The 19250-nt window shown below is 39.1% G+C and carries 19 protein-coding genes; 9 read left to right on the top strand and 10 right to left on the bottom strand.

Annotated elements, in window-relative coordinates; all coding sequences use genetic code 11:
- Window positions 1-43 precede the first annotated feature (43 nt).
- Together AC2HW8_RS00515 and AC2HW8_RS00510 are read left to right on the top strand one after the other, a co-directional pair.
- Window positions 44-301, top strand: a complete 258-nt coding sequence (locus AC2HW8_RS00515) for a DUF1490 domain-containing protein (RefSeq protein WP_484326998.1) — start codon at window positions 44-46, stop codon at window positions 299-301.
- Window positions 301-2427 carry a heavy metal translocating P-type ATPase gene (locus AC2HW8_RS00510; RefSeq protein WP_484326997.1) on the top strand — a complete coding sequence of 709 codons (2127 nt, stop codon included), beginning with the start codon at window positions 301-303 and terminating at the stop codon, window positions 2425-2427. The genes AC2HW8_RS00515 and AC2HW8_RS00510 overlap by 1 nt, the downstream gene beginning before the upstream one ends.
- 79 nt (window positions 2428-2506) lie before the next feature.
- On the opposite strand, the gene AC2HW8_RS00505 is transcribed toward AC2HW8_RS00510, so the two are convergent.
- Window positions 2507-3175, bottom strand: coding sequence for an SdpI family protein (locus AC2HW8_RS00505; RefSeq protein ID WP_118101373.1), 669 nt, complete (start codon window positions 3173-3175; stop codon window positions 2507-2509).
- 11 nt (window positions 3176-3186) lie between these two features.
- Complete coding sequence (locus AC2HW8_RS00500) at window positions 3187-3441, bottom strand: autorepressor SdpR family transcription factor (RefSeq protein ID WP_021883691.1); 255 nt, start codon at window positions 3439-3441, stop codon at window positions 3187-3189.
- Window positions 3442-3666: 225 nt separating this feature from the next.
- On the opposite strand from AC2HW8_RS00500, the gene AC2HW8_RS00495 reads away from it, so the two are divergent.
- The 3 genes from AC2HW8_RS00495 to AC2HW8_RS00485 all read left to right on the top strand — a co-directional run bounded on the left by AC2HW8_RS00495 (window position 3667) and on the right by AC2HW8_RS00485 (window position 6332).
- Entirely contained in the window at window positions 3667-3828 is a 162-nt protein-coding gene (locus AC2HW8_RS00495) for a hypothetical protein (protein WP_484326996.1), read from the top strand.
- Window positions 3829-4348: 520 nt separating this feature from the next.
- Window positions 4349-5713: an MATE family efflux transporter gene (locus tag AC2HW8_RS00490; RefSeq protein WP_118099716.1), complete on the top strand. Its 1365-nt coding sequence runs from the start codon at window positions 4349-4351 to the stop codon at window positions 5711-5713.
- A gap of 52 nt (window positions 5714-5765) precedes the next feature.
- Window positions 5766-6332: a GNAT family N-acetyltransferase gene (locus AC2HW8_RS00485; protein ID WP_303786281.1), complete on the top strand. Its 567-nt coding sequence runs from the start codon at window positions 5766-5768 to the stop codon at window positions 6330-6332.
- A 61-nt stretch (window positions 6333-6393) separates the two neighbouring features.
- Here AC2HW8_RS00485 and AC2HW8_RS00480 read toward each other — a convergent pair whose 3' ends face one another.
- From AC2HW8_RS00480 to AC2HW8_RS00470, 3 genes are all read right to left on the bottom strand, one after another.
- Window positions 6394-7497 (bottom strand): acyltransferase, encoded by a 1104-nt coding sequence (locus tag AC2HW8_RS00480; RefSeq protein ID WP_484326995.1) that lies wholly within the window; start codon window positions 7495-7497, stop codon window positions 6394-6396.
- Window positions 7498-7799: 302 nt separating this feature from the next.
- Window positions 7800-10514: a CDP-glycerol glycerophosphotransferase family protein gene (locus AC2HW8_RS00475; protein ID WP_021883685.1), complete on the bottom strand. Its 2715-nt coding sequence runs from the start codon at window positions 10512-10514 to the stop codon at window positions 7800-7802.
- Between the two features lie 181 nt (window positions 10515-10695).
- Window positions 10696-11238 (bottom strand): TIGR01440 family protein, encoded by a 543-nt coding sequence (locus AC2HW8_RS00470; protein ID WP_021883684.1) that lies wholly within the window; start codon window positions 11236-11238, stop codon window positions 10696-10698.
- A 393-nt stretch (window positions 11239-11631) separates the two neighbouring features.
- On the opposite strand from AC2HW8_RS00470, the gene AC2HW8_RS00465 reads away from it, so the two are divergent.
- Together AC2HW8_RS00465 and AC2HW8_RS00460 are read left to right on the top strand one after the other, a co-directional pair.
- Window positions 11632-12108 carry a GNAT family N-acetyltransferase gene (locus AC2HW8_RS00465; RefSeq protein WP_101070251.1) on the top strand — a complete coding sequence of 159 codons (477 nt, stop codon included), beginning with the start codon at window positions 11632-11634 and terminating at the stop codon, window positions 12106-12108.
- A gap of 34 nt (window positions 12109-12142) precedes the next feature.
- Window positions 12143-14752 carry an NYN domain-containing protein gene (locus tag AC2HW8_RS00460; RefSeq protein ID WP_484326994.1) on the top strand — a complete coding sequence of 870 codons (2610 nt, stop codon included), beginning with the start codon at window positions 12143-12145 and terminating at the stop codon, window positions 14750-14752.
- 55 nt (window positions 14753-14807) lie between these two features.
- Here AC2HW8_RS00460 and AC2HW8_RS00455 read toward each other — a convergent pair whose 3' ends face one another.
- A complete protein-coding gene (locus tag AC2HW8_RS00455; RefSeq protein ID WP_021883681.1) occupies window positions 14808-15143 on the bottom strand; it encodes a helix-turn-helix domain-containing protein in 336 nt (111 codons plus the stop codon).
- A gap of 125 nt (window positions 15144-15268) precedes the next feature.
- Between AC2HW8_RS00455 and AC2HW8_RS00450 the strand changes: the two genes are divergently transcribed.
- A complete protein-coding gene (locus AC2HW8_RS00450) occupies window positions 15269-15847 on the top strand; it encodes a zinc ribbon domain-containing protein (RefSeq protein WP_117948599.1) in 579 nt (192 codons plus the stop codon).
- 40 nt (window positions 15848-15887) lie between these two features.
- Entirely contained in the window at window positions 15888-16400 is a 513-nt protein-coding gene (locus AC2HW8_RS00445; RefSeq protein WP_484326993.1) for a DUF6591 domain-containing protein, read from the top strand.
- A 76-nt stretch (window positions 16401-16476) separates the two neighbouring features.
- On the opposite strand, the gene AC2HW8_RS00440 is transcribed toward AC2HW8_RS00445, so the two are convergent.
- The 4 genes from AC2HW8_RS00440 to AC2HW8_RS00425 form a co-directional block, all read right to left on the bottom strand.
- Complete coding sequence (locus AC2HW8_RS00440; protein ID WP_304033054.1) at window positions 16477-16731, bottom strand: hypothetical protein; 255 nt, start codon at window positions 16729-16731, stop codon at window positions 16477-16479.
- Between the two features lie 205 nt (window positions 16732-16936).
- Window positions 16937-17473, bottom strand: a complete 537-nt coding sequence (locus tag AC2HW8_RS00435) for a hypothetical protein (protein WP_484326992.1) — start codon at window positions 17471-17473, stop codon at window positions 16937-16939.
- Window positions 17474-17488: 15 nt separating this feature from the next.
- Entirely contained in the window at window positions 17489-18046 is a 558-nt protein-coding gene (locus tag AC2HW8_RS00430) for a hypothetical protein (protein WP_484326991.1), read from the bottom strand.
- Window positions 18047-18789: 743 nt separating this feature from the next.
- A complete protein-coding gene (locus AC2HW8_RS00425; protein WP_015523530.1) occupies window positions 18790-19200 on the bottom strand; it encodes a peptide deformylase in 411 nt (136 codons plus the stop codon).
- Window positions 19201-19250 lie beyond the last annotated feature (50 nt).

Here is a 19250-nt window from a genome sequence, read left to right as displayed (position 1 = left end):
TATATGTACATTTGTGCATATGAGCGTTAAAGGAGGACTTTATATGTTGAAAGTATTCAAGAACGAAAAATTATGGTGTGCAGCTGCAGGCGCAGCAGCAGTAATCGTAGGCAAAAAGATACTTAAAGCAGATAAAACCCGCAGTCTTGCAGTTACAGGTCTTGCAAAGGGTATGAAGCTTCAGAAAGATGCAAAGGCAGCTTTCCAGAATATGAAGGATGAAGCTTCGGATATCTGCTATGATGCTAAAACAGAGGCAGGTATTCACGAAGATGCTGCCGCTGAAGAAGTGACAGAATAATGAAATTTAAAATTGTCTATGACAAGCCGCAGAGAATTCGTTTTCGCTGCGGCGCATATGCATTTGATAAGGAGTATGAGGGGGCAATCTATAATCTTGTGACCGCATCTCCTTATGTGAATTCGGCACAGGTAAGTTCTGCAAACGGCGGTATTCTTGTCAATTACACAAAGGGCAGCAGAAGTAAAATTATCGACCTTGTAAGAACTATTAATGTAAAAACTCTTAAAAAGAATGAACCGAGTGCAGAATTTGGAATTCAGAAGATTGACAGCGATTTTCATGACAATCTTTTCACTCTTGTTGCAAAGCACTATCTTTCAAAGATGTTCCTTCCTGCTCCGATAAGAACGGCAATCACTCTTTACAGAAGTGCAAAATATATTAAAAAGGCTCTCAAAACTCTTTGGAACGGTAAACTTACCGTAGATGTGCTTGACGGTGCATCTGTTGTGGCATGCTTGTGTCAACGCAAGTTCAAAACAGCCGCAACGGTTATGTTTATGCTCAGAATATCGGGCTTGCTTGAAGAATATACTCACGCAAGGACAAAGGCGGTTCTCACAGACAGCCTTGCAATCAAGACCGATAAAGTATGGCTTGTTACAGATGACGGTGATGTTCTCATTCCGATTGAGGATCTGCGTGTCGGCGACAAAATCCGTGTTCAGACAGGCAAGGTTATTCCTGTTGACGGTGTTGTTGCAGACGGTGAGGCAACCGTAAACGAGTCGTCAATGACAGGCGAGCCGTTGCCTGTATTAAAGCGTGAGGGAATTTCCGTTTATGCAGGTACGGTAATCGAAGAGGGCAGTATTGTTGTAACAGTCCGTCAGCTTGCGTCAAATACTAAAATCAGCAAGATTATTGAGCTTATCGGCAATTCCGAGGAACTCAAGGCAGGTGTTCAGAGCCGTGCCGAAGCTCTTGCCGACAGAATTGTTCCGTTCAGCTTTATCGGATTTTTTGCAACTCTTATCTTCACAAAAAACATCACAAGGGCAGTTTCACTTCTTATGGTTGACTACTCCTGTGCAATCAAGCTGTCAACCCCTATTGCCGTAATTTCGGCTGTAAAAGAGGCGGCTGACAACGATATTACAATCAAGGGCGGAAAGTATCTTGAGGCTTTTGCAAATGCTGACACAATCGTGTTTGACAAGACAGGTACTCTCACAAACGCAGAGCCTGTTCTTGAAAAGGTTGTTGCATTCGGCAATTATACAGAGGACGAGGTTCTCAGAATCTCAGCCTGTCTTGAGGAGCATTTTCCGCACAGCGTAGCAAATGCCGTTGTAATCGGTGCTGAAAAACGAGGAATTTCTCACTCCGAGGAGCATACCGAGGTTGAGTATGTTGTTGCCCACGGTATTGCAACAACACTTCACGGTAAGCGTGCAATAATCGGCAGTAAGCATTTTGTTGTTGAGGACGAGAATGTTACCGTTACAAAGGAACAGCAGAATATTATTGACGAAAAGTCCGGCTCATGTTCCGTGCTTTACCTTGCAATCGGCGGTGAACTTTCGGGTGCATTGTGCATCAGCGATCCGCCTCGAAAAGAAGCAAAACAGGCAATTGATATGCTCAAAAAACAGGGCATAAAGAATGTTGTTATGCTCACGGGCGACAGCTACAGAGCCGCAAAGGCGACTGCCGCAATGCTCGGAATTACCGACTATAAGTGTCAGGTTCTCCCCGAGGACAAGCACAGATATGTTGAAGAAATGAAGCAGAACGGTCAGAAGGTAATTATGGTCGGTGACGGTATCAACGATACTCCGGCACTTGCCGCCGCAAATGTTTCGGTTGCAATGAACGATGCGTCCGACATTGCCCGTGAAACTGCGGATATTACCATAAAAGGCTCTGATTTGCGTGCGCTTGTGCGTGTTCGCAAGTTGAGCAAAGACCTTATGAAACGAATCAACAAAAACTATCGTTTCATAATTGCTTTCAATTCGGCACTTTTGCTTTCAGGCTTTATGGGCGTTATTCAGCCGTCGGTTTCGGCATTTTTGCATAATGCGTCAACTATGATGATTTGTGCAAAGAGTATGACTCCGCTGACAAAGAAAAATGATAAAGGCAAAGCTTTGTCGCTCCCTGAAAAAGCAGAGCAGTAATTTTAGTGAATATTTATAAGTAAATATTTCAAAAAATAACCGCTGTCAGGTTTAATCCCGACAGCGGTTTTGTGCTTGATTAAGCGGATTTTTTCACTTTAACATACGCATAGATGTAGGCAACGGCAATGCTTATCAGAAGAATTGCAACCATAATAAATGTTGAATTGATTCCCTTTATGAATGAGCTTTCAATGATTGTCAAAACTCCGGTAACTACAAAGGCAATTCCGCCGGCTCGGTTTGATTCATACCACGCCAAGTCACTGCTTTGAGTCCATGAGGTTTTTACTCCGATAAACGAATTTCGTTTTGTTTTCGGAAGAAAGTTGCCTGCAATAATCAACATCAAACCCATAACCGTATTTATAATGAACGGCACATTATCTGTAAAAGTTGTGCTGTCGGGCTTTAATATTGCCAGAATAAGAAACATCAATTGAAGAATATTGAAAGCCGCAATAATTGATGTCACAAGTATCGCAGTGATTTTTACATTGTTATTTATCTTTTCAACGCTGTTTGTGCTGTATTTAGTATATATTTTGGTATACACCATGTAAAATGCATACATAAACAGAATGATTGCAGGGAAAATGAAGTTTTCGTATTTTGAACCGTAACGGTCAACAGCACCGCTTGCGTTGTAGTGCATGGGAACGGTGTCATTCATAAAGAATAAAAATACGGAAGTAAGCAAAGTGGGCAATATGGAAAGTGCAAGCATAATTTTATTCAGCTTTTTCATAAAATCAACTCCTAAAATTGTTTAAGCCACATTATGAGTTCGTCAAACAGGGTTGTGTTAAGCTCATAATAAACATAATTTTTTTCTTTTGATTCAATCACCAGGTCGTTTTTCTTCAACAGATTGAGGTGATATGAAAGCGATGCAGGTGAAATTCCAAGTTCTTCGGCAATGTCGCCTGCAATCATTTTCTTGCCTTTCAGCATTGTCAGAATATTTCTTCTTATCGGATCTGAAAGTGCTTTAAGTGTACCGTTCAGTGACAAGCAGATACCTCCTCACAAAGTCCTATCACAGCTATTTAAAAAATATTTTAAATAGCTTGTAGCTTTATTATAGCCTAATTTACCGAAAAGTCAAGAACTATTTAAAAATATTTTTAAATAGCTTTAAAATACCTCTGACGAATATTGCAGAAAAAATAAAAATTTCTCTTGATTTTCTTTGTTGAGTGGTATATAATAATACTCGGTTAGCAGAGGCTAACTCTTTTGAATAAATCATGTGGACTTCCCTTGCGGGTACCGAAAGCCTTTACTCGGGAGGATGTGCTTACCTCCCGAGAGGGTGTTTCAAAATCAGTTGAAAGTATTAATACAGTAATTAACGATACAGCAGTCGGTATGGACGCTTTCAATGTTAAAAAAGATTGATTAATAAGACAGTTTGTTTTCATAAATATTTTCTCTAATGTTACAGGGCAGAGTCGTTTTTTCGGCTCTGTTTTGTTTTTGCTGAAAACTCAGAATAACAAAATATTGACAATTTGCAAATTTTCATCAAAACGGTTGTGTTCTTGAAACAGTCAATAATAATCGGATAATGTGAAATACTTATTATTTGGTTATAAAATTATGCTGTAATAAAATAGGACAAAATCAATACTGTGCATTGTGTAAAGTTTTTTCAAAACAAAAGCGTCTTTATTTCGTCATTCCTATACATTTACATTCACAAATCGCTGTGCTATAATCTAGTGCGGTACTTCTTAGGATTTCAGTCTAATGACTGAAATCCCGAGGGGATATCGCTCCTTTGCACAGATTGCAATCTGTTTGCTATATACAACATACTCTGTATTTGAACAATCAAAATCAGAGTGTTGCCAAGACTTAAATTTAAACGAAAAAGATATTAAAAACATAAAAATTTTTGATAAGAAGTGTGAATGTTATGAATGGTTCAAAATCTGTTAGAAATCTGACTCAGGGAAAAATTTCAAGTCAGATTTTATTTTTTGCAATTCCCGTAATAATCGGCAACCTTTTACAGGAGCTTTACAATGTTGTCGATACGCTGATTGTCGGTCAGACGCTCGGTGAAATCAAGCTTGCGGCTGTCGGTTCAACGAGTTCGCTCAACTTTTTTGCACTCGGATTTTTCATAGGACTTTCCGCCGGCTGTTCGGTAATCACTTCACAGCATTTCGGTGCAAACGATATGGAACGGGTGAAAAAGAGCGTTGCCGCCCACATAATAATTGGCGTTGTGTCGGCTGTTGTGCTTACTGTTTCGTTTGTACTTCTTGTTAATCCGCTGCTTACAATGCTCGGAACAACCTCGGATACATTCGAGTATGCAAGCAGATATCTTACAATAATTTACCTCGGAATCCCCGCAACAATGCTCTACAACCTTACGGCATCACTTCTGCGTTCGGTTGGTGACAGCAAAACTCCGCTTTATCTGTTGCTCTTTTCATCCGTAATGAATGTGGGACTTGACCTGTTATTTATCATAGTGTTCAGGTGGGATGTTTCAGGTGCGGCAATTGCAACGGTAATCTCTCAGCTTGTGTCGGCAGTTCTCTGTTGTGTGTACATTTTTTTCAAGGTGAAAATGCTCTTGCCGAACAGAAACAGCTTTAAAAATTTGACTTCAACTGTACGGGACGAGCTAAAAGTCGGTTTCCCGATGGGACTTCAAAACTCAGTAATTTCAATCGGAATGATGGTTTTGCAGTATTTCGTAAATCAGTTCGGTTCATATGCCGTTGCCGCCTACACAATCGGCAACCGCGTTCAGCTCCTCATCCAGAATCCGATGAACTCAATGAGTACGGTTATCGCAACATTTGCTGGTCAGAACGAGGGCGCAGGAAGATATGACAGAATCAAAAAAGGCGTCAATTTTTGCCTGTTGACCTGTATTGCATATTCAATTGTAATAGGTGCGGTTTCAATGATTTTTGCTCAGCCGATAACAGGAATCTTCACAAGCGGAAGCTCACAGCAGACTATTGATTATTCCGTTCAGTTTATGTTCTGGAACTGCCCGTTTGAGTGGTCACTTGCAATGCTGTTTATATACCGTGGAACAATTCAGGGACTTAAAAACGGCATTGTGCCTATGATCGGTTCGCTTATCGAAGTTGTTATGCGAATTATGACGCCCGTCATTTTCAGTTCTGTAATAGGTTACGCATCAATCTGTGTTGCCGGTCCTGCCGCATGGACAGGAAGTATGCTCCTTATGATTGCGGTTTATTATGTTAAAATAAGAAAACTTTCAAAGACGAAAACTGTTGTGGCAAATTAATCCTTTATGTGGTATAATATTCCCTGTGATTATAATAACGAAAGGGATTTTTATGATTTGCTTTAAAAAAGTCACAAAACAACTTGATGATTATAAATCTGTAAAAGAATTATACCTTTCCGCATTTCCGGCCGTTGAGAGAGTACCGTTTTGGCTTTTGATGAAAAAATCAAAGAATGATGGTGCAGATTTCTACGCAATTTATGATGAAGAAAAGTGGATTGGACTTATCTATGCAATCACGGACGGCGAAGTTGTCTATGTGTACTACTATGCAATTTCCGAAAAGGAGAGGGGACACGGAATCGGAGTTGCCGTGCTTGATGAATTTAAAAATTTGTATAAGGGCAAAAGAATTTTTCTTGCAATTGAACAGCTTGAAGAAGAAAATGCCCCCAATCAAAAACAGCGAATGAGTCGTTATAAATTCTATCAGCGCTGCGGATTTTTAAGGCTGAATGCAAAGATTGTTGAGGCGAAAATAACATTTGATGTTATGGCATACGGCGGTGAAGTCAACCCCGAAAGCTATAACAAAATGATGAAAAAATATCTCGGCAAAATTATGTCGCACTTCATCAAAACAGAAATGAAGGGCAGCGGAAAATATTTTGAATAATAAAAACACCGACAGGTTAGCTTTTGGCTTGAATCTGTCGGTGTTTTTTTTATAAGATATATTATTTTGTACAGCGGTTGCCGGATGTTATGGATTTGCGGGCGTTGATTTTATTGCCGACAAATTCGAAGAGTTTAAGTCTTAAAAGCTCAATTACGCAACAGCCTGCGAATATGAGGAGGACTGTTATAATTACAATCGGAATGTAAATCAGGGTGTCATAGAGGTGCTTATTGCTGAAGTTTGCAACATTCCACAGACAATCACGAACATACGGATTTTCGTGGATTGCATATATACCGAGCGTTGTGCCGGCTACTGTATTGACAAATTTTGAGCTGAAATTGAAATCTCTGAAAAAGAGAACCAACATCGCCGATTCGGCGAGGACAATCGGGTTGTTGAACATACCGAATGCCGGCTTGTATTGTGGAAAAACAGATGCCAATACAAAATCTAATACGCAAAGGCCGACGAAAATGCCGAGATAGCGGAAATTCGGTTTTCTTTTCTCAAGCGGTTTCTGCTTTACAAACAACCTCAGATAACCGCCGATTATGTACATCAAAAGGAATCCGCCAAGACTTTTGCCCATATAAGGATCAAGTATTTTGTTGACGCTGATCACATTGTTTATTCCGTGAATTTCCGCAAGCGTTGACCATAGACTTACTGCCACAAAAACAATTCCCATAAAGTAGAGGTAATGTTTTTTAGAAAGTGACGCAAGCATTTTGTTGAGAAATGGGCTGAGCAGAAGAATAATCAAATAATTGCTCAGAAAATACCAAGTTCGTGACATTAGCGGAGTGAACGCCTTTATAACTGAATTTATATTTATGAGCGACGGATCGCTTATGAAGAAAATTATCGAAAGTATAATCGAGTAAAAAATCATTGCACCGTAGATTTTTCCGCCACGCCGTATGGTCTTTTTTATATCAAACTGCGAGGTTATCATGAAGTAGCCGCTTATCATAATAAACACATCAACAGGGGTTCTGCATAATGACCATACAAATGTCACCAATATACCGTCAATATCGCCTGCGGCCTTTGATGCGTCATGAAGTAATCCGTACTGATACGCATGCAAAAAAATTATCTGTATCATTGCAATAATTCGCAGTAACTCAATACCGGACTGTCGTTTGGTTTTGCTCATTTTTAAATCCTCCGTAAACGGAAATCCCAAAAAGTAGGGGATTTGTGTCTGTCAATTTCTGACAGGAACTTCGTTTTCTTAACAATTTTCGTAAAATTTGCAACATTGCTACAAATACCAATTATACCATAATTTGCCTGTTATAACAATTTATGCGGTGTAGTATTTCAAGAGAAAAACAAGTAATTTTTAAACAATATATACAAAATTTGTACATATGTACAAAAAGCAATAAAAGTATATTGAGTTTGAGGAGTATTGGCAAAACAAAAACGGTCAGCGAAAAACTGACCGTTTAAATATTATTTTAATTTGTCTTTGTTAACCTGTTGCTGATACTTGATGATTTCGTTGTAAATTCTTTCACAGTTGTTGTGATCGTCAAACTGATAGAAATCTTCAACTCTTTCAACATACTTTGGCTTCATTTTACAGCCGTTTTCCATATACTCGCAGAGCAGGTCAACAAGCTGGTCGCTTTCGGTACAAATTTCTCCGAATCCCATTGTATCATAGAAGAATCCGCCGTCATCATAGTGCGCAGGAAGCTGTGACGGATGGAAATATACAAGCGGTTTTTTCATATAAGCAAAGTCAAACTGAACGCCCGAATAGTCTGTTACCATAAGGCTTGACTCCTGAAAAGCTGTTTCGTAGTTGAAATCGCCAACCGATGAAACAACCTCAACATACGGATCGGGGATAAAGTCGTTAACCTGTGAGCTTAAAATCGGATGAAGAACATACTTAATCTTGTAGCCTGTACGCTTTGCCGTATCAATCAACTTTTTATTATTGATAAGGTCGTTGTAGATTTTATAATAGGTTGTGTGCTTGAATTCGGGATTGTAAGCTCTCTGTTCACCCTCGCTTGTTGTAACAGGCATTGCATTGTACATACGCCAGGTGGGTGAAAGCAGAATCTGCTTTTTATCGTTATTGATAAGTCCGTCATATCTGCCGATGCCTGTCATCTTGAGAATGTCAAAATCCTGATAGTTGTAAACATGGTTGCTCAGGTTTTTGTACTCATACTTTGACGCAAGGAAGTACATCTGTGTGTTGTCAACAATTCTCTGCTGAGCCATTGCACACTTCTGAACCGAAAGTCCGTGCTGTAAGCACATTGAAGGAAAGTTGCACAAACCTCTGATGAATCTTGAACGATCCATACTGTAGCCGTTGAACGGAAATACATTTGAGTTTGTAATGAGCGCAATATCGGTATTGAGGAACAGCATTTTGTGCTTGAATGAACGGTTCTTGACAGGCTTGAGTCCGTCAGCCTTTAGTCTCTTGTAATCGGAGGTGTTTTTGTCAATGATATAGTATCTTGAAATGCCGTCCTTTTTGTCTGCACAATATCTGTAAAGATATTCACAGCTGTCACCGCCCTTGTACAGCTTATCGTACATGAGCCAGATTTTCTTGTTCTTGAAGAAAGGTCTTGTAAGCCAATACTGAATTCTTGTAATGAAGCTGCGTTTACTCTCCATGAAAACATATGGGAGGAACTTGAGTTCTCTCTTGAATGTATCCATAGCAGATGCGTGGCAGATTACAATTGTGCTTGAGTTGTCAATATAGGCAACATACTTGTTGAATCTCCAGTAGGAGTTCTTTGGCTTGATTGTAAACTTAGACCAATGGTGCAGGAATGAAAGCTTGAGCGGAATAATTGAATCCTTGTATCTTGCAAAGAATGCAACCGTCTGCTGAGGATTTTCGGGATCAAGCTCAAGCTCAAGGTGGAAGGTGAATTTCTTGTACGCACTGATGCCGAAATATTTTGTCAGAGAATAACGGTCTGTGTTTGTAAGAACCTGTCTTTTGTCGCCAAACTGAACATAAAGCTCAAAATCTTCAAGGTCAAAAACCTGTCTGAACGAGCCGTCAATAACAAGCTTGCCGTCACGGTAGTCCATAACATGCATACCGACTCTCTGGTCTGTAAGCTTAGAAATATAGACATTGTTGCAGTTGAGGTAAACCTCTTTTTTGCCCTCGGAATATTCAAAAGGCATATCCTTGAAAACACAATTGTGCTTTATCATATAGAACATCTCGGCGGCTTCCTCACTGTAGCCGAGAGAAACATACTTGTCTTTGTTAAGAACAAAACCGTCATTTGCAAACTTAAAACATTCTCTTGCTGTTTCAAAGAAAACCGCAAGCTCTTCATCGTTCATATTACGCTTGTTACGGTTGTTCATATTTGCAAGGAACTTTGTTGTAATATTGAAAACAATATAGAACTGAATAAACAGCGGAATATTTCCGTCCCTGTCCTTGCTGTCATTGATGAGAGGCTTTAAGAAGTTGTTAAGCGAATCTGTGTACCAGTCCTTGTAGTTTGTGGGAACATAGTACATAAAGTCATCGCTTACAGGCATAAAGTAGTCAAATTCAATCTCATCAAGATATACATACTCCGGATAATCAAGCTGAATTCTGAGTGCAAAATCGTCTGCACTTTCGTACTTGAGCTTGTTGTTCATTTTGTATGATTTGAAAATTTCAGTTCTGTAAAAAGTACCCGTAAGCTCAAGATTGATGAGGTTGGGATTATCAAAAAGGCTGACAACGCTTGATTCAAGCTGACCTTTGTTAAGTCTAAATTCCTTTTTCTCTCTGAAAACAGGGTTTACGCAAAATCTGTGACCGGCAACAAAAGGAATTTTTTCATTTTTGTCGAACACCTTAATGCAGCTTTCAAAATAGTTATCGCTGAAAGTGTCGCCGCAATTGCACACCGTGATATATTTGCCTGTTGCTTTTGACGCAGCAAGGTTGCAGGCATCGGCAAAGCTTTTAACCGACTTTGCATAAATCACCTTGCACATTGACATACTGCCACTTGCAATTTTGCCTGAAGTTTTGTCTGTTGCGTCAACAATAAGCACTTCAATGTTCTCTTGATTAATATTCTTTTGCTCGGATATTGATGACAGAGTATCTATTAATTTGTTATTGCTCTCAAGAAAGGGGACAATAACAGAAACAATTATACCGCTCATAGTACCTCCAGAAAAAAATTATCTCATTAGATTATACCACAGTTAGTGAAAAATGCAAACTTTTCTTTGATATTGTATGTCGCAAATTTGCGGAAAACAAGGTAATATGTTGAAATTTTAATAAGCAGTAATAAAAAACAGGCGACAGTCCGAAAACTGCCGCCCGTCAATTGTAATAAAATTAAAAGCTGTCGTCATAAACGGCACGGCAACCGCCGATGAATTTAGGACGGGTTCTTGCGGCAAGCAGAATTGCCTGTCCGATATGGTCAATGCCGAGTCTTACGGGTACGGCAACTCTTTTAAGGTGCATACCGATAAGTGTTCCGCCGATGTCAAGACCTGCGTCAGCCTTGATTTCTTCAAGCGCAACGGGATCTTTGAATGTTTTGTATGCTGTTGTGGCAAACGAACCGCCTGCCTTTGGCTGTGGAACAACATTCACGATTTCAGCGTTCGGAACAGCCTCTCGCTCAACGATGATTGCACGATTGAGGTGTTCACAGCATTGTGCGGCAAGATAAATTTTTCTTTCGCAAAGCACTTCGTATATACCCTTGAAAACAGCCTGAGCGGTTTCAAGACTTGAATTGTGTCCGATAGTTCCGCCTGCAACCTCGCTTGAAGAACAGCCGATTACAACAATACTGCCCTCTTTAAGCTTGGCTACATCGCAAAGCTCATTACAAGCCTGTTTTGCCTGAGCATAAATTTCTTCATACATATATGTCAACTCCTTGGTTATGTAAATTTTATTCTGATTATATTATACCATTCTTTTTGCAAAGTACAAGTTTTTAATGCAAATGACAGCAAAAGACATAGAAATGTTAAAATGGTTCTTGAAATTTTAGATATACAGGTGTATAATAAGGCAAATAGATTTATTCTGCAAGTGTTGAAGAAATTTAAGAGCTTTACAAAAATCTTATATAACAACATAAAACTGATAATTACTTTCGTTCATATTTACTCCCGAAAAGGTTTGCGGTCAATTTTGGTCGCAAGCCTTTTTGCTTTGTTTACATTAATTTTTTAATGTGGTAAAATAAATGTTGAAGGTTTCGGCAAAACGAAATTGCACAAGGTATTTTTTATATGATTGGAAGATGAAATTATGTGTGAAGTAACAATAAGACGGGCAAAATTTAAAGATATACCGCAACTTGACAAGCTCCTTTTTGAGGTTCACAAGATTCACAGCGATATCCGCCCCGACCTTTTTACAGTCGGTGAGAAGAAATACACAGACGAGGAGCTTGAGCGAATAATTGTTGATGAGCAAAAGCCGATTTTTGTTGCAGAACATAACGGAAAAGTAAAAGGATATGCTTTTTGTATTTTTAAGCAGGATCTTGAAAGCAAGTCGGTCACAAATATAAAAACCCTGTATATTGATGATTTGTGTGTTGACGAGGATACAAGAGGAATGCATATCGGCACAAAGCTGTATAACCATGTTATTGATTTTGCCCGAAAAAGCGGTTGTTATAATGTTACGCTAAATGTGTGGGCAGGCAATGACGGTGCAATGAAATTTTACGAGCGTATCGGTTTTAAGGTTCAAAAAATTGGTATGGAAACAATTCTCTAAAAGAAATATATAAATTTTCGGGTATGGTGATAAGATGAAAAAAATTGCAGTCGGTATTCTGGCTCATGTCGATTCGGGAAAGACTACGCTTTCAGAGGCTCTGATGTACTCCTCAGGCAACATAACAAAGCTTGGTCGGGTTGACCACAGGGATTCGTTTCTCGACACTTTTTCGCTTGAGCGTGACCGTGGAATTACAATTTTTTCAAAACAGGCGGTTATGAAGTACAACAACACGGAATTTACTCTGCTTGACACCCCCGGTCATGTTGATTTTTCGGCAGAAGCAGAGCGTACACTTCAGGTGCTTGACTACGCAATTCTTGTAATCAGCGGAACTGACGGCGTTCAAAGTCACACCTGCACACTTTGGAAGCTGCTCAAAAAGTACAATGTGCCGTGTTTTATCTTCGTCAACAAAATGGATCTTGACGGTGCGGACAAGCTTTCCATTATGGCACAGCTGCGTACAGGGCTTGACGAAAACTGCGTTGATTTTACCTATCCGAACTCCGACGGCTTTCGTGAAAGTGTTGCCGTATGTGATGAAAAAATTCTTGAAAAATATTATGAAACAGATGCCGTTGAAAAGACCGACATAACAGGTGCGATTAAGGAACGCAAAATCTTTCCGTGTATGTTCGGTTCGGCACTCAAACTTGACGGTGTAAAGGCATTTTTGAATCTGCTTGACGAATACACGGTTATGCCCTCTTACGGTGCTGAGTTCGGTGCAAAGGTCTATAAAATTGCAGAGGACAATCAGGGCAACCGCCTTACATTTATGAAAATTACGGGCGGAAGTCTTAAAGTGCGTGAGGTTCTCCAAAGCGAAAAAAATACCAATGCCGAAAAGGTAAACAGAATAAGAATTTATTCAGGCGAGAAATTCACAGCCGTTGAGGAGGCTGTTGCAGGAACCGTTTGTGCGGTAACGGGAATAACATTCACTTCATCGGGTGACGGCTTGGGTGTTGAGAAAAATTCCGGAGTTCCCGTACTCGAACCTGTTCTGACTTACAAGGTTGAATTAGAGGACGGGACAGACGCCCACACGGCTCTCACAAAACTGAAAACGCTTGAAAATGAAGATCCTCAGCTAAATGTTGTGTGGAACAGCAGACTCGGTGAAATCCACATCCGCCTTATGGGTGAAATTCAGCTTGAGGTGCTGAGGTGCATAATAAAAGAGCGTTTCGGTATGAATGTATCGTTCAGCACAGGCAGTATAATCTATAAAGAAACTATCGAAAACACAGTTGAGGGTGTCGGTCATTTTGAGCCGTTAAGACACTATGCAGAGGTTCATCTCCTTTTGAAACCTGCAAAGCGTGGCAGCGGAATTACAATTAATTCCCGTTGCAAAGAGGACTTGCTCGACCGCAACTGGCAAAGGCTGATTCTTACTCACCTCTGTGAAAAAACACATCTCGGTGTGCTGACAGGCTCGCCGATTACAGATATTGAAATCACGCTTGTTTCGGGAAAAGCTCACGCAAAGCATACCGAGGGCGGAGATTTCAGACAGGCAACCTACCGTGCCGTAAGACAGGGACTGCGCTCGGCAAAGAGCATTCTGCTTGAGCCTGTTTATGATTTTACGCTTGAAGTGCCTAACGAAAATGTGGGACGGGCAATGTCAGATATTCAGCGGATGAGCGGTACTTTCAATTCTCCCGAAGCCAAGGGAGAAAATTCCGTTCTCACGGGTACAGCACCCGTGTCCGAAATGGGCAACTATACAAAAGAAGTTATGCAGTACACTCACGGCAGAGGCAGACTTTCGTGCAGTCTTAAAGGCTATGAGCCGTGTCACAACAGCGATGAAGTTATTGCAAAAATCGGCTACGATTGCGATGCCGATGTTGACAATCCGTGCGGTTCTGTGTTCTGTTCTCACGGAGCAGGCTACAATGTGCCGTGGAATGAGGTCGGTGAGCATATGCATCTGCCGAGTGTTCTCGATGCTCCGAAAGACGATGAAATCGGCACAAACAGCGAAAACGCTTTTGCAAAGTGCAAAACTCAGGACGATATTTTTGCTCTCGACAAGGAGCTTATGCAGATTTTTGAACAGACCTACGGTCCTGTGACACGCAGAAAACACGCTCCCGAAAAGCGTCATGTCAAGGCGGTTTCGTCAATTGACAAGGCGGCTGAAAAGTATAAAAAATCCCCCGTGTATGACGGCACGGAGTATCTGCTTGTTGACGGCTACAATGTTATTTTTGCGTGGGAACACCTCAAAGAGCTTTCTGAAAGAAGTCTTGACGGTGCAAGACACGCTCTGATAAACATTCTCTGCAACTATCAGGGCTACAGCAAGTGCAACCTTATTCTCGTGTTTGATGCGTACAAGGTAAAGGGCGAACACAGAGAGGTTGAAACCGTGAATAATATCAGCATTGTATATACCAAAGAGGCAGAAACCGCCGATATGTTCATTGAGAAAACATCTCACAAGCTTGCCAAAACCAATAAGGTGCGTGTCGTAACATCCGACGCACTCGAACAGATGATAATTCTGGGCAACGGTGCGTTGCGTGTTTCATCAAGAGCATTTTTAGAAGAAGTCAGACAAGCCGAAAATGAAATCAGAGAAATAATAAATTCTTCAAACGAATTAAACAATAATATGAATTAGTTTTTAAGCATAATAATAAGCCGACAGATACAGCGATTGTATTCTGTCGGCTTTTTTAATTTCTGTTAGGCTTGTTTTTTTCAAGCAAAAGTGCAAAATCTATCAGCAGTTTGTTTTCGTCCGAAGAAAGATTTTTGGTTATTTCTGCAAGCTGTTTTATTGTGGCGTTATTGTTAAGTTCAAATTCACCAATCAGCAAATCATCGGGAGAAACTTCAAGGGCATTGCATACCTTTATCATACATTCAAGTGACATTGCAACAGAACCTGTTTCAAGGTGTGACATATGAATTGTTGAAATGTCGATAATTTCCGCAAGCTGTGCCTGCGTGAACCCTTTTTGCTTTCTGTATTTTTTAATTCTGTTACCTATTTCTTTAAGGTTTAGCATTGTTTATCACCAAGTAAATATTATCTTTTAAAAGGATAAAAATAAATAAATTATTAAAGATAGTATTGCTTTTAAAAGGATAGTATGCTATAATAAATACAAATTATTACTGAGGGTGATATGTTATGTTTTGTAGTAATTGCGGCGAGAAAATTGAGGACAGTTCTTCTTTTTGTAAAAACTGCGGTGCAAAGATTACAAATAATGACAAAACCGAGCGAGTTCAGCTGAAATGCAAGGAATGCGGCGGTGTGATGACAGCCGACAGCAGTAATAAAACTTTGCATTGTCCGTACTGCGGTTCAAGTGAGGTTATTGTCTATGGTGATGCGGTTGAGGTTGAACGCATCAGAAATGATACTTACAAAGAAATGGAATATAAAAAGTGGGAAAGAGAGGACGAAAAAGAACGCAAAGCCGAAAAGAAAAAAGCTGACGAAGCGTACAGAAAAAGCGGCTTCGGTGTTGTTGCAATAATCGGTGCGATAATATGCGGAATAATTGCAATGGGCGAATTTTCACAACTCAGATATTCTTCAAGACTTTTAATTGACGCAATAATTTCCGCATTGCAAACTATTCTTTTTGTCTCATCTGTTTTGTTCAGAAAGGGGGTTATAAAATCCCCGACACAATCGCTTCCGACAATTCTTACCTTAGCAGGTTTAATTTTAATAATCCCGTTTGTAGTGTTTGCCTATTGATTTAGTTTTTTATTATAAATATTTTAAGGAGAGTAAAACTATGAAAAAGAAAAAATTATTTGCCGTTGTGGCAATGTCGCTTGCAATACTTATGTCTGTGTCATTGTCAGGCTGCGGAAAAGACAGCAGTTCAAAAGATGATGCGAAGGAATCAACATCCGTAGTGTCGGAAATTTCAGATGAATCAAGTGATGTTGAGTCTGAACCCGAAACCGAAAAGCCTAAAAAGGAAGAAAGTTCAAAGAAAGAGCAAAGCTCCAAAAAAGAGAGTTCAAAGGAAGAAAGTTCCGAAAGTGAAGAAGTTTCTTCATCCTTCAAAGAAACAATGGACGAGTACGAAGAGTTTATGGACAAGTATGTTGACTTTATGAAAAGCTATGATGCAAATGATGTAACAATGCTTTCCGAATATACCGAACTTTTGAGTCAGTACAACACATATATGGACAAGGTTTCAAAAATTGACGAGGACAGCCTTTCATCTGCTGACCTTGCATATTATCTTGATGTTACAAACAGAGTGAACAAAAAACTTCTTGAGGTTCAACAATAATTTAATTAAAAATAAATCAAGCCGGCAGATACAGCGATTGTATTCTGTCGGCTTTGTTGTTTTTAATAATGTAAAATCAAATTTCTTCTTCCGTGTCATCATCGGGTTCATCGTAATCGTCACGGTCATTTCTGTGGCGTTTAAAACTTGCGACTGCCGTACCGCCGGCGATAAGCAGAAGAATTATCGCAAAATCCGTAGGCATTGAACCTCCGTCCGATTCATCGGATGTGGAGTTGACTTGTGTGTCTGTTTTGTCAGTTGCAAAAGCAAGGGTACTGCTCCAGAAAATCATCATAAGAGCAAGCAAAAACGATACAAATTTTTTCACGACAACACCTCCGCAATATCTACACGAATTATACCATTATAATTCTAAATTAGCAATATTAAATTTGGGATATTAAATCAGCAATATATGTCAATGTTCACAGCAACTGTCCCTGTAGATTTTGTAGGGAAAGGGTTATACAATGAAGAAATTTTAATAAATAACAAAACAAGACAGCCGTAAACTGTCTTGTTTATATGTAATACTATTCGACTGCGTTGTTAATTGCCCTTATTCTGAGCGGTGAAACAATGCACAGAGTAACTTTTATCAACATTATGAAGATGAAAATTATGCTGTAAATATTGAATGTTTCAGCACCGCGAATTATGTCAAGAAGGGTATAAACTCCGTAAGCAACCATAATCATAAAAGTAACAGCCGATGATATAATAATCAATCCGTTTGCCATCGTGCTTTTACTGCGTATGGATTTGTAAACGAGATATACGGGCAATACCAACGATGCAATATCCATAATTTCAAGAATAACATATAAAACATAATTTTCTAACAAGCTTGAGAAAGATGCAAAGGTTGTAAAAAGAGTGTTGAAAATGAATAGGAACGGGTAGTCGCCGTGGATTGCCCAAAAAGAAGAATAATCAAAATTGAGTGAATAGTCGTATGTATAAAAATTCATACGGCTCATTACTTCAATGCAAATCGCAAACAACAGCAATATGCCGATGAGAACACTCTGAATAATTCCCGTAACTTTAAGAATTTTATTTGTTTTCATAAAATCACCGCTTAGTTATTTACTGTAACTGATTTGTTTTTTAATCTGTTTTATCCGCAGTATTGAAACGGCAATCAATTCTATTTTTATCAGTATCACAATTATTAAAACTACTTGAACCAAAGTGAATTCGCCAAATCCACGGGCAAGTTCAAATAGGGTAGAGAAAAGACTCCGACATGCGGATAACAAAGTCAATGCCGATCCTGCAATAATCAATCCGTTTGCAACTATGTTTTTGCGGAATATTGACAGATAGCCTAAAATAACAGGCAAGGTTAACGCTGCAGCGGCAATAATCTGAAAAATTATTTTAAGAACATAAAGACGCATCAAATCTAAAAAATAAGCTATGGTTTCCGCAATGGAATTTATGAGGAAAAACACTGAAGAATTATTCCGTAAATCCCAATAACCAATACCCATATTTCTAAGAAAATCAAAAGAATAATCTTCACAATAGTATGTGTTATACAAAAATGTCACTTGAATCCAAATGGCAAGCAGTAACAGAGTTGCAATGAGTACACCTTGTATAATTCCTGTGTACTTGAGAGTTTTATTGCTTTTCATAATCTCACCGCCTTTTAATCTCTTTTAACCGTTACAAAAATTAATCCGATTTTTATTATTAAATTGATTATGTAAAACGCTAACAATAGAAAATAGTGATTGGATGTGAAAAAATATCCTATTGTAAAAAATAAGCCGTAAAATGCTGACAAAACGGTGTCGGGAATCATAAGAATAAGAATAATTGTATTTGCGGATTTTTTGTTTTTGAATACTGATTTGTATGTTAAAAACCAAAGCAGTGCGGGCATCAATATTAGTACAAAATTTTGAAACAGAATTGCCTGTACGGTGTAGGGGTGGTCAAAATAGAACTCTATGAGATAAAGCGGAGTTATTGCAAACATAGGTGCGTATATCGGCGGCTCGGATGTTATACAATGAATATTAAAACACACGATTGACCCTACAGTAAGCCACAATACAAAGAAAATCTGCCAAATTGCTGTCGCTTGATTTTTTGTAATTTCTTTCATAAAATCACCGCCTTTTGATTAATTACAATTTTTATGTGTTTCTATTGTATTAATATTATAGCACAATGTAATTCAAAGTGCAATTGCAAAATATTCTGCCATGCAATTTCGTGCGATTTTTACAAAACAATAATCCAAAAAAGGTTCAGATTGACGGTGAAATTAGTTGCAATGAATAAATTGCAGTAAAACTTTTGTGCAAAATAAAACCCGACAGACACACATTGTACCGTGTGACTGTCGGGGAGAGAAGGATTTGTATTAACTTTAAATCAGAATCCCGTTGCAATGGTCAATTTCATGTTGAATAATCTGTGCGGTAAAGTCTGAAAAACTGCGTTTTATCTGCTTGAAATTTTCGTTGAAATATTTTACTTTTATCGTTTTGTAACGAACTGTTTTGCGTTCGCCGTCAAGCGAAAGACAGCCCTCCTCGGTTTCAAATTCACCGAACTTGCTAATGATTTCGGGATTGAACATAACAAGATATTTTCCGTTGTCATTAATTGCGATTATCCTCTTTGCAACGCCTATCATGTTAGCCGCCATGCCCACACAACGGTCAAAATTTGCCCTGAGTGTGTCGAGCAAATCCTGTGCCGTCTGCAAATCTGCCTGTGTTGCGTCCTCCGATTTTCTCTGTAAAAACATAGGATCATGTACAATTTCTCTTACCATAACTCTGCCTCTTTCAGTTTCTAACCCGAGTATAACACATCGGTGTATTT

The organism is Ruminococcoides sp., assembly GCF_057037865.1.
The sequence above is the reverse complement of the archived record's forward strand: the minus strand, read 5'-3'. Positions and strand labels throughout refer to the sequence as shown.

Bases quoted from the DNA above. Each gene is read 5' to 3' on its own strand.
- AC2HW8_RS00445 (WP_484326993.1), top strand. From the start codon at position 15,888: ATGAAAAAGAAAAAATTATTTGCCGTTGTGGCAATGTCGCTTGCAATA.
- AC2HW8_RS00450 (WP_117948599.1), top strand. From the start codon at position 15,269: ATGTTTTGTAGTAATTGCGGCGAGAAAATTGAGGACAGTTCTTCTTTT.
- AC2HW8_RS00430 (WP_484326991.1), bottom strand. From the start codon at position 18,046: ATGAAAAGCAATAAAACTCTCAAGTACACAGGAATTATACAAGGTGTA.
- AC2HW8_RS00475 (WP_021883685.1), bottom strand. From the start codon at position 10,514: ATGAGCGGTATAATTGTTTCTGTTATTGTCCCCTTTCTTGAGAGCAAT.
- AC2HW8_RS00465 (WP_101070251.1), top strand. From the start codon at position 11,632: ATGTGTGAAGTAACAATAAGACGGGCAAAATTTAAAGATATACCGCAA.
- AC2HW8_RS00470 (WP_021883684.1), bottom strand. From the start codon at position 11,238: ATGTATGAAGAAATTTATGCTCAGGCAAAACAGGCTTGTAATGAGCTT.
- AC2HW8_RS00490 (WP_118099716.1), top strand. From the start codon at position 4,349: ATGAATGGTTCAAAATCTGTTAGAAATCTGACTCAGGGAAAAATTTCA.
- AC2HW8_RS00425 (WP_015523530.1), bottom strand. From the start codon at position 19,200: ATGGTAAGAGAAATTGTACATGATCCTATGTTTTTACAGAGAAAATCG.
- AC2HW8_RS00485 (WP_303786281.1), top strand. From the start codon at position 5,766: ATGATTTGCTTTAAAAAAGTCACAAAACAACTTGATGATTATAAATCT.
- AC2HW8_RS00505 (WP_118101373.1), bottom strand. From the start codon at position 3,175: ATGAAAAAGCTGAATAAAATTATGCTTGCACTTTCCATATTGCCCACT.
- AC2HW8_RS00480 (WP_484326995.1), bottom strand. From the start codon at position 7,497: ATGAGCAAAACCAAACGACAGTCCGGTATTGAGTTACTGCGAATTATT.
- AC2HW8_RS00460 (WP_484326994.1), top strand. From the start codon at position 12,143: ATGAAAAAAATTGCAGTCGGTATTCTGGCTCATGTCGATTCGGGAAAG.
- AC2HW8_RS00515 (WP_484326998.1), top strand. From the start codon at position 44: ATGTTGAAAGTATTCAAGAACGAAAAATTATGGTGTGCAGCTGCAGGC.
- AC2HW8_RS00455 (WP_021883681.1), bottom strand. From the start codon at position 15,143: ATGCTAAACCTTAAAGAAATAGGTAACAGAATTAAAAAATACAGAAAG.
- AC2HW8_RS00435 (WP_484326992.1), bottom strand. From the start codon at position 17,473: ATGAAAACAAATAAAATTCTTAAAGTTACGGGAATTATTCAGAGTGTT.
- AC2HW8_RS00510 (WP_484326997.1), top strand. From the start codon at position 301: ATGAAATTTAAAATTGTCTATGACAAGCCGCAGAGAATTCGTTTTCGC.